The 14,081-nt window shown below is 71.3% G+C and carries 12 protein-coding genes and 1 pseudogene; 6 read left to right on the top strand and 7 right to left on the bottom strand.

Annotated features, from left to right (window positions below; all coding sequences use genetic code 11):
- Positions 1–102: 102 nt before the first annotated feature.
- On the top strand, positions 103–1,506 hold the full coding sequence (locus OG447_RS27670; protein WP_266940053.1) for an 8-oxoguanine deaminase: 1,404 nt from the start codon (positions 103–105) through the stop codon (positions 1,504–1,506).
- A gap of 318 nt (positions 1,507–1,824) precedes the next feature.
- Positions 1,825–3,204 (top strand): nucleobase:cation symporter-2 family protein, encoded by a 1,380-nt coding sequence (locus OG447_RS27665; protein WP_266940052.1) that lies wholly within the window; start codon positions 1,825–1,827, stop codon positions 3,202–3,204.
- A gap of 118 nt (positions 3,205–3,322) precedes the next feature.
- Here OG447_RS27665 and OG447_RS27660 read toward each other — a convergent pair whose 3' ends face one another.
- The gene (locus tag OG447_RS27660) at positions 3,323–3,919 is read right to left on the bottom strand and encodes a 3'-5' exoribonuclease (protein ID WP_266940051.1); all 597 of its coding nucleotides are present in this window, start codon (positions 3,917–3,919) and stop codon (positions 3,323–3,325) included.
- 159 nt (positions 3,920–4,078) lie between these two features.
- Between OG447_RS27660 and OG447_RS27655 the strand changes: the two genes are divergently transcribed.
- Together OG447_RS27655 and OG447_RS27650 are read left to right on the top strand one after the other, a co-directional pair.
- A complete protein-coding gene (locus tag OG447_RS27655) occupies positions 4,079–4,465 on the top strand; it encodes a VOC family protein (protein ID WP_266940050.1) in 387 nt (128 codons plus the stop codon).
- Between the two features lie 159 nt (positions 4,466–4,624).
- Positions 4,625–5,454 (top strand): annotated as a pseudogene (locus tag OG447_RS27650) (IS5 family transposase).
- Positions 5,455–5,471: 17 nt separating this feature from the next.
- Here the strand turns inward: OG447_RS27650 and OG447_RS27645 are convergent.
- The 6 genes from OG447_RS27645 to OG447_RS27620 all read right to left on the bottom strand — a co-directional run bounded on the left by OG447_RS27645 (position 5,472) and on the right by OG447_RS27620 (position 12,161).
- Positions 5,472–6,617, bottom strand: a complete 1,146-nt coding sequence (locus tag OG447_RS27645) for a GDSL-type esterase/lipase family protein (protein WP_266940049.1) — start codon at positions 6,615–6,617, stop codon at positions 5,472–5,474.
- Between the two features lie 320 nt (positions 6,618–6,937).
- The gene (aceB, locus tag OG447_RS27640; RefSeq protein WP_266940048.1) at positions 6,938–8,566 is read right to left on the bottom strand and encodes a malate synthase A; all 1,629 of its coding nucleotides are present in this window, start codon (positions 8,564–8,566) and stop codon (positions 6,938–6,940) included.
- Positions 8,567–8,839: 273 nt separating this feature from the next.
- Positions 8,840–9,445 (bottom strand): NTP transferase domain-containing protein, encoded by a 606-nt coding sequence (locus tag OG447_RS27635; protein WP_266940047.1) that lies wholly within the window; start codon positions 9,443–9,445, stop codon positions 8,840–8,842.
- Complete coding sequence (locus OG447_RS27630; RefSeq protein WP_266940046.1) at positions 9,418–9,603, bottom strand: hypothetical protein; 186 nt, start codon at positions 9,601–9,603, stop codon at positions 9,418–9,420. The genes OG447_RS27635 and OG447_RS27630 overlap by 28 nt, the downstream gene beginning before the upstream one ends.
- Positions 9,604–10,263: 660 nt before the next feature.
- On the bottom strand, positions 10,264–10,893 hold the full coding sequence (locus tag OG447_RS27625) for a response regulator transcription factor (protein ID WP_266940045.1): 630 nt from the start codon (positions 10,891–10,893) through the stop codon (positions 10,264–10,266).
- Complete coding sequence (locus tag OG447_RS27620; protein ID WP_266940044.1) at positions 10,893–12,161, bottom strand: sensor histidine kinase; 1,269 nt, start codon at positions 12,159–12,161, stop codon at positions 10,893–10,895. The genes OG447_RS27625 and OG447_RS27620 overlap by 1 nt, the downstream gene beginning before the upstream one ends.
- Positions 12,162–12,295: 134 nt before the next feature.
- On the opposite strand from OG447_RS27620, the gene OG447_RS27615 reads away from it, so the two are divergent.
- The gene (locus tag OG447_RS27615) at positions 12,296–13,396 is read left to right on the top strand and encodes an ABC transporter permease (RefSeq protein ID WP_266940043.1); all 1,101 of its coding nucleotides are present in this window, start codon (positions 12,296–12,298) and stop codon (positions 13,394–13,396) included.
- Entirely contained in the window at positions 13,393–14,079 is a 687-nt protein-coding gene (locus OG447_RS27610; protein WP_266940042.1) for an ABC transporter ATP-binding protein, read from the top strand. The genes OG447_RS27615 and OG447_RS27610 overlap by 4 nt, the downstream gene beginning before the upstream one ends.
- Positions 14,080–14,081 lie beyond the last annotated feature (2 nt).

Raw genomic sequence — 14,081 nt, 5'->3', positions numbered from 1 at the left:
CGGGGCGGCAGTACTGTCAGCTGTCAAGGCCCCCGGCTCCGGCACTCAAATCTCCTGGGCCTTGCCGTGCCCGTACCGCCACTGAAAGCACGAGGAAGTCCCATGGCAGCATCGGCAGCCCCTGACAGCGCGGTCGAGCGCATCGTCATCGAGAACTGTGCGATCGCAACCGTCGACGCGAACGACACCGAGTACGCCTCGGGCTACGTGGTCGTCGCAGGCAACAAGATCGAGTCGATCGGTGCGGGCAAAGCCCCCGAGAACCTCGACAACGTGGTCCGCCGCATCGACGGCACGGGTCACCTCGTCACCCCCGGCCTGGTCAACACCCACCACCACTTCTACCAGTGGATCACGCGTGGTCTGGCCACCGACCACAACCTCTTCAACTGGCTCGTCGCGCTGTACCCGACGTGGGCGCGCATCGACGAGCAGATGACGTACACGGCCGCGCAGGGCTCCCTCGCCGCGATGGCCAAGGGCGGCGTCACCACCGCCATGGACCACCACTACGTGTTCCCCAAGGGCTCCGGCGACCTCTCCGGCTCGATCATCCGCGCCGCGTCCGAGATGGGCGTGCGGTTCACCCTCGCCCGCGGCTCGATGGACCGCAGCGAGAAGGACGGCGGCCTGCCGCCGGACCACGCCGTCGAGACCCTCGAGGGTGCGCTCGCCGACACCGAGGCGACCGTCAAGAAGCACCACGACGCCTCCTTCGACTCGATGACCCAGGTCGCCGTGGCCCCCTGCTCCCCCTTCTCGGTCTCCACCGAGCTGCTGAAGCAGGGCGCCGAGCTGGCCCGCCGCCTGGGTGTGCGCATGCACACGCACGGCTCCGAGACCGTAGAGGAAGAGCAGTTCTGCAAGGAACTGTTCGGCATGGGCCCCACCGACTACTTCGAGTCGACCGGCTGGCTCGGCGAGGACGTGTGGATGGCGCACAGCGTCCACATGAACGACTCCGACATCGCCGCGTTCGCCCGCACCAAGACCGGTGTCGCGCACTGCCCGTCCTCCAACGCCCGTCTGGCCGCCGGCATCGCCCGTGTCCCGGACATGCTCGCCGCCGGTGTACCGGTCGGCCTCGGCGTGGACGGCACCGCCTCCAACGAGTCCGGTGAGCTGCACACCGAGCTGCGCAACGCGCTGCTGATCAACCGCCTGAACCCGGTCCACCGCGAGCGCGCCCTGAACGCGCGCCAGGCCCTGCGCCTCGGTACGTACGGCGGCGCCCAGGTCCTCGGCCGTGCCGACAACATCGGTTCGCTGGAGGTCGGCAAGTGCGCCGACCTGGTGCTGTGGAACCTGAGCACGTTCCTGCACTCCTCGATCGCCGACCCGGTCACCGCACTGGTCTTCGGCGCGGCGGCCCCGGTGACGGCTTCGTTCGTCAACGGCAAGCAGATCGTCGAGAACAACCGACTCCTCTTCGCCGACGAGGACGCCATCGCCGTGTCCACGCGGGAAGAGGCCCAGCGCCTGGCGCGGATCACCGCGCAGGCCTGACCCCACGGAGTCCGGCCGGGGGGGACGGCCCCCGGCCGGTCGCCGCGGACCCGAGCGGGGTCCGTCGGCAGCCGCTCCCGGGAAGCGCCCGAGGAAATCCGAGGGCGCCCCCGGGTGCGGTGAAACGTGCCACCGGCTTCTCCACACAGAACGTCCGGCGCGGAACGGTTTTGGGCGAATCGATTCTGCACCCCTTGGGACACGTACGCGCACCACCCACAACTGAACACAGGCTCGACTCGCACAGCTTTCGCACCACCTCCAAGACACCCACGTCCCTGCCGACGTGTTACCCGACCGGAGGAAGCCGTGGCCGCAATGCCCAGGTTTCGCAAAGATGCAGTCGCAGTACCGGAGGAGAAGCACCCGGTCGACGAGACCTTGCCTCCGCTGAAAATGTTCACCAGCGGCCTCCAGCACGTGGCCGCCATGTACGCGGGTGTCGTAGCCCCGCCCATGATCGTCGGCCCCGCCGTCGGACTCTCCGCCACCGAGACCGCCTTCCTGATGGGGGCCTCGCTCTTCACCGCCGGCCTCGCCACCCTCCTCCAGACGCTCGGCTTCTGGAAGATCGGCGCCAAACTCCCCTTCGTCAACGGCGTCTCCTTCGCCGGTGTGACCCCGATGATCGCGATCGGCAAGGGGGAGGGGGACAACGCGATACCCATCATCTTCGGCGCGATCATCGTCGCCGGAGTCCTCGGCTTCTTCGCCGCCCCCTACTTCGGCAAACTCGTCCGCTTCTTCCCACCGGTCGTGACGGGTACGGTCATCACCCTGATCGGGGTCTCGCTCCTGCCGGTGGCCTTCAACTGGTCGCAGGGTGGGAACAGCACCGCCAGCGACTACGGCTCGATGAAGAACATCGGCATGGCCGCCGCGACCTTGGTCATCGTCCTGCTGATGCGCAAGTTCCTGCGCGGTTTCCTCCAGCAGATCGCCATCCTGCTCGGCCTGGTCGCGGGCACGCTCATCGCGCTGCCACTGGACATGACCAGCTTCGACGCCGTCAAGAACGCCTCCGTGGTCGGCTTCCCGACCCCCTTCCACTTCGGCGCCCCGCAGTTCCAGGTCGCGGCGATCATCTCCATGTGCATCGTCATGCTCGTCTGCATGACCGAGTCCACCGCCGACATCCTCGCGCTGGGCAAGATCGTCGGCCGTCCGGCGGACGCGAAGACCATCGAGGGGGGCCTGCGCGCCGACACCCTCGGCAGCGCGATCAGCCCGCTCTTCAACGGCTTCATGTGCAGCGCCTTCGCCCAGAACATCGGCCTCGTCGCCATGACCAAGGTCCGCAGCCGCTTCGTGGTCGCGGCGGGCGGCGGCATCCTGATCCTGCTCGGGCTCTGTCCGATGGCGGCCTCCGTCATCGGCGTGGTCCCGCTGCCGGTCCTCGGCGGCGCCGGGATCGTGCTCTTCGGCTCGGTCGCCGCCAGCGGCATCCAGACCCTGGCCGGCGCGGCCATGGAGAAGGGCGAGAACGCCCTGATCGTCGCCGCAGCGGTGGGCATCGGCCTGATCCCGATCGCCGCTCCCGAGTTCTACCACGCCTTCCCGAAGGACCTGCTGGTCGTCCTCGACTCCGGCATCAGCACCGGCTGCGTGGTGGCCATCCTGCTGAACCTGGCCTTCAACCACCTCGGCGTCAAGAAGGGCGCGGCCCCGGCCGCCCCGGAACCGGTGCCGGTGCACTGACGTCCGGCCCGCCCGCCGGACGCGGCGGCGGACGCCACGGCGGTGCGCACGCCACCCACTGCGGGTGTGGCGTGCGCACCGCCGTGTCCGTACGTCCCCGTCGGGCGAAGCCGCGCCGTCAGCAGGCCGCGGGAGTCCAGAGCATCAGGTTGCTCATCAGCTCGGCCTGTTCGATCGCGTCGTCCAGGGCGTGGTGCGTGTGGCGGCGGCGGGACAGCAGTTCGCGCGGCATCCGGCCCTTGACGGCGGCGCGCAACGGTACCCGCGCCTTCGCCGCGTAGAGCGTCTTCATGTCCAGGCAGCCGGAGTGTCCGAAGGGGCTGTCGGCGCCGAACCGCATCAAGTACCAGTACAGGAAGGTCCAGTCGAAGGAGGCCGGATAGCCGCACATCACCGGCTGCGCCCCCTCGGAGACCTCCCGCACCCAGGTGCGGAACTCGTCCATGGCCGCGCCCGGTTCGGCGCCCTCCTTCAGCAGCCGGTCGCGGTCCAGCCCGCTCACCGCCAGCGCCTCGGGTACGAACTCCTCGCTGATGGGACGCAACTCCCGGTAGAAGGTGAGCTGTTCGGGATCGGCGGCGGTGTACACCGCGCCGTCCTGCCGCCCCGCGACCGAGGCCCCGAAGCTGATCATCGAGTACGGCCCGGGAATGGGCCCGTCGGCCTCGATGTCGACGGAGATGTACAGACTGGGACGTGCGGTACGGGGTGCCATGCGCCCGAGCATGCCAGCCGACACCGCGCCGCTCACCCCGATTTCCGGCTGCTACGCGGCGTAGCCGCCCGGACCGGCTGCGGTGCGGAATCGACGGCCGACGGGCGCGGGGGGAGGATGGGAAGCGGAAGCGGGATGTGTCTGATCGAAGGAACAGCCATGTTCGCAGACAGCAAGGCATTCAGCGGATTCTCGGTCGACGACCTCGACAAGGCGAAGGAGTTCTACGGTTCGACCCTCGGGCTGCGCGTCTCGGAGGACAACACCATGGGCCTCCTGTCCCTGCACCTCGGGGGCGACACCACGGTCATGGTCTACCCGAAGGACAACCACCGGCCCGCCAGCTTCACCATCCTGAACTTCCCCGTGGACGACGTCGACCGGGCCGTGGACGAACTCACCGCGCGCGGCGTCAGCATGGAGCGTTACGAGGAGTTCGAGGCGGACGCCAAGGGCATCGTGCGCGGCGAGGGCGGCACGCCCACCATCGCCTGGTTCAAGGACCCGGCGGGCAACGTCCTGTCCGTGATCAACGAAACGCCGTGACCCGCGTCTCGCGGGTCCGCAGGGCGTCCCACGCGCCGACGGCACGACAGGCCGGGGCCGGACCGGCCCGTGCCTGCCGTGCCTGCCGTGCCTGCCGTGCCTGAGAGGGCCTAGGGCCTGTCGTCAAAGTGATCTTGGGTTGTGGATCATGGTGTCGTGATACGTCGCCATGAACTGTCCGATGCCGAGTGGGAACTCGTGCAACCGCTGTTGCCCCGGCCTGTTTTCGGGCGGCCGAGGCTGGATGACCGGACGGTTCTCAACGGGATCGTGTGGAAGTTCCGGACCGGGGTCGCATGGCGGGACGTGCCTGAGAGGTACGGGTCGTGGGCCAGCCTCCACACCCGTTTCCGCAGGTGGGCGGCGGACGGGACCTTTGAGCGGATGCTCCGGGCAGCCCAGGCGCAAGCGGATGCCGCGGGCGATATCGAGTGGCTGGTGTCGGTGGATTCCAGCATCGTCCGTGCCCACCAGCACGCGGCCGGAGCCCGAAAAGGGGGCTCCGCAGCCCGGCCCTCGGCCGGTCCCGCGGCGGGCTGACCAGCAAGATCCACCTGGCCTGCGACGGCTTGGGCCGGCCCCTGGCCTTCGTCCTGACCGGCGGGAACACCAACGACTGCACCCAGTTCACCGCCGTGATGGACGCGATACGGGTGCCTCGAACGGGACCGGGCCGGCCGCGGATGCGGCCCGGCCACGTCATCGGCGACAAGGGCTACAGCTCGAAGGCGATCCGGACCTGGCTGCGACGCCGGGGCATCGCCCACACCATTCCGGAGCGGTCCGACCAGGTCCGCAACCGGGCCCGGCGCGGGAGCCGGGGCGGCCGCCCGCCCGTCTTCGACAAGCAGGTCTACAAGCGCCGCAACGTCGTGGAACGGTGCTTCAACCGCCTCAAGCAGTGGCGCGGCATCGCCACCCGGTACGACAAGACTGCCCAGTCCTACCAAGCAGCCGTCACCCTCGCATCGCTCCTGATGTGGGCGTGACACTTTGACGACAACTCCTAGGAGGCCGGGGTGAGGAACATCCCGGCCTGATCGGCGCCCGCGGTGTTCTTGCAGGCGAAGCCCGAGGTGGCCGGCTGGGCGGCGACCAGCGCGAGGCAGCGGCCGGCGGCCAGCTGGCCGAAGTAGTTCGGGTGCATGGACTCCTGGATCAGCCCCTGCGTCTCGCTGCTGTCGATCCAGCGTCCCCACTCGCTGGTCTTCGCGGACGCCGGACTCGTGGAGCTGACCTGTGAGCTGGCCTTCGCGCACACCTCACGGCCCTGCATCATGTCCCGCAGGTCCAGGAACTGCACGCCCTTGGCAGCGGCAACCCCCTTGAGCCGGTTCGCGATCTGCGGCACGAGCGAGTCACGGGCCCAGTCCGAGTCCCGGTTCCAGAAGGGGCAGCCACCGGTGTTGAGCCGGCTCCAGTCGCTCTGCGTGTAGCGGTTCTCCGCGCCGCGCGGAATGGGCGACGGGTAGGACTGGAGGACGATCCGGTACGAGGAGTCGGCGTAGCCCGCCCCGCGCATCACGGCCCGGACCTCGTCCACGGACTTGCCGACCTTGGCCATGACCCCGTCGATCTTCTGGTCGACGCCGGACTGCTGGTCGTCGTAGCAGTACGAGTTCCAGATGATGAAGTCGTACGCGCAGTCCTTGATGATGTCGGCGAAGCCGAGGTCGTTGCCGCCGACCGACAGCGCGATCATCTTGACGTTGTGCGAGGCGGCCACGGCGGCCAGCTGATCGGCCTGCGGAGCCTCGCCCTTGTACGCCACGCCGCCGTTCGACGCCCGGAACACGTTGTCCGCGGTGGCCCCGGAACAGGCCAGGTTGACCGCCACGTCGGCGATGGGGCCGGCGCTGCGCACCTCGGCCGAGTCGGACCGGTGGCAGCCGCCGGCCGTGGTTCCGTATACCTTCGCCGGGTCGTACGTACTGCCGCTCACCCAGGCCCGGTCGGTGCCGAGCCGGTTCCCGCTGTTGGTCAGGCTGTTGCCCTTCCAGCGGCCGGCCTCGCCGGAGATGTAGCTGTCGCCCAGGGAGACGACGGCGGTCGGGCCGGTGCCCTGGCCTGCGGCGGCGGTGCCGGCTCCGGCCGTGAGCAGCGCGGTGAACGCGAGCGGGAGGGCCATGCCGACGGCGGTCAGTCGTCGCACGGGACTGGCTTGGTTCTTCCTTCGGGCGGTGCGGGATCCGATCACTGCGGAACTCCTGCGTTCGGCCACGCGGAAGCCCGGAACAACTCCGGTGCGTGGCTGGGAAAGTGGGGGTACCGCCGGCCGGTGGCAATCGGAAAGGTGACATGCCGACTCTTGTTACCGCTAGGTAGCCGCATATTACGATGAGGTAACGACCGACCGGTCGTTCGGCATCGACCGGGGCCGGAAACAGCTCCGCCCCCGGTGCCGTGGGGCAACGGGGGCGGAACCGCCGGATGTTCGGCTGCTGTGCGTTTCAGCCGAATGTCAGCGTGGCGTCAGCCGGAGAGCTGGTCGTACGCGGGGAGCGTCAGGAAGTCCGCGTAGTCCGCGTCCAGGGCGACCTGGAGGAGGAGGTCGTGGGCCTGCTGCCACTTCCCGGCCGCGAAGGCCTCCTCGCCGACCTCGGCGCGGATGGCGGCCAGTTCCTCGGCCGCGATCCTGCGGGTGAGCTCGGCCGTGGCCCTCACGGGTTCGCCGTCGTGCTCGAAGACGACACCGGCATTGATCCACTGCCAGATCTGCGAGCGTGAGATCTCGGCGGTGGCCGCGTCCTCCATCAGGCCGAAGATGCCGACGGCGCCGAGGCCGCGCAGCCAGGCCTCGATGTAGCGGATGCCGACCTGGACCGCGTTGCGCAGGCCCTCGTAGGTGGGCTTCGCGTCGAGGGAGTCGATCGCGATGAGCTCGCCCGGGGCCACCGAGACGTCCTCGCGCAGGCGGTCCTTCTGGTTCGGCTTGTCGCCGAGCACCGCGTCGAAGGAGGCCATGGCGATCGGGACCAGGTCGGGGTGGGCGACCCAGGAGCCGTCGAAGCCGTCGCCCGCCTCGCGGTCCTTGTCCGCCTTGACCTTCTCGAAGGCGACCTTGTTGACCTCGGCGTCCTTGCGGGACGGGATGAAGGCCGCCATGCCGCCGATGGCGTGCGCGCCGCGCTTGTGGCAGGTGCGGACCAGCAGCTCGGTGTACGCCCGCATGAACGGGGCGGTCATCGTCACCGCGTTGCGGTCCGGGAGGACGAACTTCTCGCCGCCGTCACGGAAGTTCTTCACGATCGAGAAGAGGTAGTCCCAGCGCCCGGCGTTCAGGCCCGCCGCGTGGTCCTTGAGCTCGAAGAGGATCTCCTCCATCTCGTACGCGGCGGTGATCGTCTCGATGAGGACGGTCGCGCGGACGGTGCCCTGGGGGATGCCGACGTAGTCCTGGGCGAAGACGAAGATCTCGTTCCAGAGGCGCGCCTCCAGGTGCGACTCCGTCTTCGGCAGGTAGAAGTACGGGCCCTTGCCGAGGTCGATCAGGCGCTGCGCGTTGTGGAAGAAGTACAGGCCGAAGTCGACCAGTGCGCCGGAGGCCGGGGCGCCGTCGATCCGCAGGTGGCGCTCCGCCAGGTGCCAGCCGCGCGGCCGCATGACCACGGTCGCCAGCTCCTCGGCGGGCTTGAGGGCGTAGGCCTTGCCCGTGCGGGCGTCGGTGAAGTCGATGCGGCGCTCGTAGGCGTCGATCAGGTTGAGCTGGCCGAGGACGACGTTCTCCCAGGTGGGAGCCGAGGCGTCCTCGAAGTCGGCGAGCCAGACCTTGGCGCCCGAGTTCAGGGCGTTGATGGTCATCTTGCGGTCCGTCGGACCGGTGATCTCCACGCGGCGGTCGTTCAGCGCGGCCGGGGCCGGCGCGACCTTCCATTCCCCCTCGCGGACCTGTGCGGTGTCCGGGAGGAAGTCGAGGGTGGAGGTCCGGGCGATCTCGGCTCGCCGCTCGGCGCGCCGGGCGAGGAGCTCGGCGCGGCGGGGGGCGAACCGGCGGTGGAGCTCGGCCACGAAGGCGAGTGCCGCTTCGGTGAGGACCTCGTCCTGCCGGGGCAGGGGCTCGGCGTCGACGATGGCCAGCGGGGACGGCGCTGGTGCGGACATATCTGTCACTCCTTCAGCGGCGGTGCCTGGCGGCCGCGGGGGAATGCTCGCGCGAGACGGCACGCAGTGCCGTCGGGTGTGGAGAGTTCCGGAATACGGTCGCGGGCGCCGTTCTTGGTTCAGGGCGCTTCTGACCAGTGGATAGTAATTTCCTCATGGTGGAAGTTCAATGGTTTGTTGATGTCGAGATTCTCTGAGTCGACAGATTCCACTTCCCGGTGGCCCTCAGTGCCACCGCCGTTACCCCCCGCTCAGGCCGCACTCCGGGCGCTTTCAAGCCAGTCGTGCCAGGTCGGGCGGGGTGTCGATGTCGAAGGCCTCCGCGATGTCCCCGCACTCCACCAGCGTGAGCTCGTCCGCGTGACGTGTCAGGTGCACCCGCGCGCCCTTGTCCCCGACGGCCGTCGCCGCGATGTCCGCCCAGCGGTCCGCGCCGAACAGCACGGGATGGCCGCGCTCCCCGTCGTAGGCCGCCGCCACCAGACTCGCCGGGGAGCGGTACGCCTCCCGGACCCGGGCCACGGCCGCCGCCCCGATGCCCGGCTGGTCCACCAGGGACACCAGGGCCGCACGGGCGCCCGTACCGGCGAGGGAGGCGAGGCCGACCCGCAGGGAGGAACCCATGCCCTCCGCCCAGTCCGGGTTGTCGGTCACCACGCACCCGCTCAGGTCGGCCCGCTCGCGGACCTCCGCCGCGGAGGCGCCGAGCACCACGTGCACGGGCCCGCAGCCCGCCTCGCGCAGGACGCGCACGGCGTTCTCCACGAGCGGGCGGCCACGGTAGGTCAGGAGGGCCTTGGGGCGGCCGCCGAGCCGGCGGCCACCGCCGGCGGCCAGGAGCAGGCCCGCGATCACTGGCGGACTGGTGTGGGACGACATGCCACCGATTCTCGCTCCTCCGCGGAACCCCGTGACCACCGTGACCGCGCCCACAGGGCCCGGCGTACGGAGGCCAGCGCCGCCCCGATCCGCAGCGGCTCGGCGATCCGGTCCTCGGCGGCGCTCAGCAGGGCCCGTTCGTCACGGTCGGTCAGCATCTCGGCGACTCCTTGCCAATCGGGGGCCAATACGGCGAGTCTGGACCTCGATTGGCCTGGACGGCAGAGCCAATCAGGGGAGGTTGGCATGGCAAACGGGCGAGTGGTCCTGCGGGCGGCTCGGCCGGGGTGGGTTCGGCTGCGCCGGGGCCTGGTCGGTGGGGTCGGTCCGCGGGGCCGCTCCGGGTTGTCTCCTCGGCTCGCGCACTGAGCCCGACCCGACGTCCTCGGCCCAGGTTGCGCGCTCGTCCTGCGGGGACAACCCTGCGCGTCCCCACTCCCCTCCACCACGGCTACGCCCACCCCCACCACCGCCAGGCTCCGCTTCCGAAGCCCGGGCGTGGGGCGGGGTCGCGCAGGAGAGTCCCCGCAGGACGAGCGCGCAACCCAGGCCGGACATGCGCAGCCGGGGCTCAGTGCGCGAGCCGAGGAGACGCTCCGGAGCGGCACCGACCCACACCCCGCCAAGCCCCCGCCAGGGCCAAGGCCAAACCCAGCCCCGCCGGCGCTTGAGGCGCGGGGTCCGGGGCGGAGCCCCGGCAACGGCGCCGCAGACGCACGCACCCCGCCAAGCCCCCCGCGACGGGGTCCCGCTGCCCGCGGCGGTGGAACGGCCGTACTGGGTGGCGTAGGGCGGCCGCGGGCCCGGCGGCGTACGGCTCAGCGCGTACGGATCAGCCGGCGGCTGCCGGCCGCGGCGACCGCGGAGGTGCGGGAGTCGACTCCGAGCTTGGCGTAGATGTGCACCAGATGGGACTTGACCGTGGCCTGGCTGAGGAAGAGCTTCTTGGAGATCTGCTGGTTCGACAGCCCGTCGGCGACCAGCTGCAGCACCTCCAGCTCCCGCTTCGTCAGCGCCTCCGCCGGGGTCCGCATCCGGTCCATCAGACGCAGCGCCACCGCCGGGGCCAGCGCCGACTGGCCCGCCGCGGCCGTCCGTACCGCCGCCGCCAGCTCCTCCGGCGGGGCGTCCTTCAGCAGGTAGCCGGAGGCGCCCGCCTCCACCGCTGCCAGGATGTCCGCGTCCGTGTCGTACGTGGTCAGGACCAGGACGCGCGGTGCGCCCGGGCGGGCCGTGATCAGCGCCGTCGCCGCGGAACCGTGCATGCCCGGGCCGAACTGGAGGTCCATCAGGACCACGTCCACCGGCCCGGAGGCGGCCAGCTCCACCGCCCGCTCGGCGGTCGCCGCCTCCGCGACCACCGCGAAGTCCGGTTCGGTGTCCAGTACCGCGCGCAGCCCGGCCCGCACCACCGGGTGGTCGTCGGCCAGCAGCAGCCGGATCGTCATCAGGGGGCCTCCACAGGGTCCCGGTCGGCCGCCGCGGCCGGCGCCGCGTCGATGGATGCGTCCACCGGAAGCGGCAGGGTGACGGCCACGGCGGTGCCCTGGCCGGGGTCGGACTCCACGGTGAACAGCCCTCCCAGGGTCTCGGCGCGCGAACGCATCGCGGGCAGCCCGAAGCCGCCCTCGCCCGGGGGAGCGGAGGCCACCGAGGCGGGGTCGAAGCCCCGCCCGTCGTCCACGACGTCCAGCGTGACCGAGGAGTCCATGAACGTCAGGGTGATCTCGGCGCGCCCGGCCCGCGCGTGCCGCACCACATTGGCCAGCGCCGACTGGGCGATCCGCAGCAGCGCCACCTCGTACGGGGTGGGCAGCACCCGCGGCGTGCCGCTCAGCGAGAACCGGACCCGCGGCCCCGGCACCCCCGTGCACAGCCGCTCCAGGGCGGCGGCCAGTGAGCCGTGCTCCAGGTCCGGCGGAGTGAGGGCCCGTACGAAACGGCGCGCCTCGGCCAGATTGTCCTGGGCGGCCTCCCGGGCCCGGGCGATGTGCTCCACCGCCGGAGCCCCGGCCGGCAGCGCCCGCTCGGCGGCCCGCAGCAGCAGCTGGATGGACGACAGCCCCTGGGCCAGGGTGTCGTGGATCTCCCGCGCGAGCCGCTCCCGCTCCGCCAGGATGCCCGCGCTCCGCTCGGCGGCGGCCAGCTCCGCCCGGGTGGCGATGAGCTCCTCGATCAGCTCGCGGCGGCGCTCGCTCTCCCGGTACAGCGCCTGGTAGCCCAGTACGGTCGCCACCGCCACGGCCCCGCCCAGCAGCGGCCCCAGGAACGCCCCCGGGCTCGGCGATCCGCTGTGCGTGAGGCCGTTGTGTCCGACGAAGCCGCCGATCGCGGCGCAGGCGGTCACCGCGACGGCCGTGACGCCCCAGCGCAGCCGCAGCAGGTGCAGCTCCAGGAAGTACAGCGGGAAGGCGATCCACAGCCCGTCGGGGGAGAGCGCGAGCAGCCCCGCCCAGGCCGCGCCGAGAGCCGCCAGCCACACCGCCCCGGCACGCGGCGAGGTGTGCACGACGGGGGCCCGTACGCCCGCCGCGTACACGGCGGCCAGGACCGCGCACACCGCGACCACCCACCCCGACCGGGGCGCGGAATCGGCGACGGCCCGCCCCGCGGCCAGCGCGAGCAGCCCGAAGAGCAGCGCGTGCAGGCACAGGCGCAGCACCTTCGACACGGGGGTGAGGGCGCGCGCGGCGCGGGGACCGGGAGGAGTAGCCATGGCCCGACCAGCGTAAGTGGGCTCCCGCCCGCCCCGGTCAACCAAAAGTTTGATGTCGGGATGCGCCCTTCGATACGAGGATCCCTCCTGTGGCGCGATGCCTTGTGCCCACGCGGAGGACCAAGGTGGGGATCATGTTCGTCGCATGGAGAGATCTACGGTTCGCGAAGGGCCGGTTCGCCCTCATGGGCTCCGTCGTCCTGCTGATCACCCTGCTGGTCGGCCTGCTGTCGGGGCTCACGTCCGGACTGGCCCGGGAGAACATCTCGGCCGTCACCGGCCTGCCCGCCTCGCACCTGGCCTTCGCCGCGCCCGGCGGTGACCAGAAGGTGTCCTTCACCAACTCCCAGGTGCCCGAGAGCGCCTGGCAGGCGTGGCGGCAGCAGCCCGGGGTGAGGGCGGCGGAGCCGATCGGCATCCGCACCACCAACGCCGTCTCGGGCGAGCGGACCGCCGCCGTGTCCGTCTTCGGCGTGGAACCCGGCGAGGGACCCGGCAAGCCGGGTCCGCGCGGCAGCGGCCTCGGCCAGGGCCGGGTGGTCCTCACCGAGAAGGCCGCCAAGGAGCTCGGCGGCCTCACCGCGGGCGCCAAGGTCAAGATCGGCACGCTCGAACTGTCCGTGGCCGCCGTGTCCGGCACCGCCTCCTACAGCCACACCCCGGTCGTCTGGACGGACCTCCTCGACTGGCAGCGCATCGGCAACCCCGGCACTTCCCTCGAAACCCTCGCCACCGTCGTCGCCCTCTCCGGCGACGGCGACGGCATCGACCTGGCCGCCGGGGACCTGGCCGCCGGGACCCGGGCGCAGACCGTGGACGAGGCCCTGGGCGCCATAGGCTCCTACCAGGCCGAGAACGGTTCGCTCCAGCTGATGCGCGGCTTCCTCTTCGCCATCTCGGCCCTGGTCATAGGCGCCTTCTTCACCGTGTGGACCATCCAGCGCAGCGGGGACATCGCCGTCCTGAAGGCACTGGGTGCCTCCACCCCCTACCTCCTCAAGGACGCCCTCGGCCAGGCCGTGGTCATGCTCGCCATCGGCACCGGACTGGGCACGGCGCTCGCCGCCGCCTTCGGTGCCCTCATCAGCGGAGGGGACGTGCCCTTCGTGCTCGACGCCGCCACCGTGCTGCTTCCCGCCGCGGTCATGATCGTGCTCGGTGCGCTGGGCGCGGCCCTGTCCATCCGGCGGATCACCGCCGTCGACCCGCTGACCGCCCTAGGGAGCGCCCGATGACCCTCCTCGTGCACGACGTCACGCTCACCTACCCGGACGGCGACGGCCGCCTCACCGCCCTCGACGAGGTCCGCCTGGACGTCCCCGCGGGCACCCTCACGGCGGTGATCGGCCCCTCCGGATCGGGCAAGTCTAGCCTGCTCGCCGTCGCCGCCACCCTGGTCACGCCCGACTCCGGCCGGGTCGTCGTCGCCGGCCGGGACACGGCCCGGCTCAGCGCCGCGGAGAAGTCGGCCCTGCGCCGCGAGAAGATCGGCATCGTCTTCCAGCAGCCGAACCTGCTGGCCTCGCTCACCGCCGCCGAGCAGCTCCAGGTCATGGCGCATCTCTCCGGCCGCCCCTCCCGGCAGCTGCGCCGCCGCGCGCTGGAGCTGCTCGACGCGGTGGGCCTGGCCGACAAGGCGGACCGCCGCCCCCACCAGCTCTCCGGGGGCCAGCGCCAGCGGGTCAACATCGCCCGCGCCCTGATGAACGAGCCCGCCGTGCTGCTGGTCGACGAGCCGACGAGCGCGCTGGACCACGAGCGCGGTGCGGCCGTGCTGGACCTGCTGGTCACCCTCACCCGGGAGCGCTCCACCGCCACGGTGCTGGTCACCCACGACCACGCCCACCTGGAACGGATGGACCGCACGGCGACGATGAGCGACGGCCGCCTGACCCAGGCCCCGGTCCCGGCGCCGTAGGG

This window comes from Streptomyces sp. NBC_01408 (assembly GCF_026340255.1).
Taxonomy (GTDB): domain Bacteria; phylum Actinomycetota; class Actinomycetes; order Streptomycetales; family Streptomycetaceae; genus Streptomyces.
Note: the sequence above shows the minus strand (reverse complement) of the source record. Positions and strands in the feature narration are given on the sequence as shown.

Excerpts from the sequence above, each read along its gene's own strand:
- OG447_RS27670 (WP_266940053.1), top strand. The coding sequence starts at position 103 with ATGGCAGCATCGGCAGCCCCTGACAGCGCGGTCGAGCGCATCGTCATC.
- OG447_RS27665 (WP_266940052.1), top strand. The coding sequence starts at position 1,825 with ATGCCCAGGTTTCGCAAAGATGCAGTCGCAGTACCGGAGGAGAAGCAC.
- OG447_RS27660 (WP_266940051.1), bottom strand. The coding sequence starts at position 3,919 with ATGGCACCCCGTACCGCACGTCCCAGTCTGTACATCTCCGTCGACATC.
- OG447_RS27655 (WP_266940050.1), top strand. The coding sequence starts at position 4,079 with ATGTTCGCAGACAGCAAGGCATTCAGCGGATTCTCGGTCGACGACCTC.
- aceB (WP_266940048.1), bottom strand. The coding sequence starts at position 8,566 with ATGTCCGCACCAGCGCCGTCCCCGCTGGCCATCGTCGACGCCGAGCCC.
- OG447_RS27635 (WP_266940047.1), bottom strand. The coding sequence starts at position 9,445 with ATGTCGTCCCACACCAGTCCGCCAGTGATCGCGGGCCTGCTCCTGGCC.
- OG447_RS27630 (WP_266940046.1), bottom strand. The coding sequence starts at position 9,603 with ATGCTGACCGACCGTGACGAACGGGCCCTGCTGAGCGCCGCCGAGGAC.
- OG447_RS27625 (WP_266940045.1), bottom strand. The coding sequence starts at position 10,893 with ATGACGATCCGGCTGCTGCTGGCCGACGACCACCCGGTGGTGCGGGCC.
- OG447_RS27620 (WP_266940044.1), bottom strand. The coding sequence starts at position 12,161 with ATGGCTACTCCTCCCGGTCCCCGCGCCGCGCGCGCCCTCACCCCCGTG.
- OG447_RS27615 (WP_266940043.1), top strand. The coding sequence starts at position 12,296 with ATGTTCGTCGCATGGAGAGATCTACGGTTCGCGAAGGGCCGGTTCGCC.
- OG447_RS27610 (WP_266940042.1), top strand. The coding sequence starts at position 13,393 with ATGACCCTCCTCGTGCACGACGTCACGCTCACCTACCCGGACGGCGAC.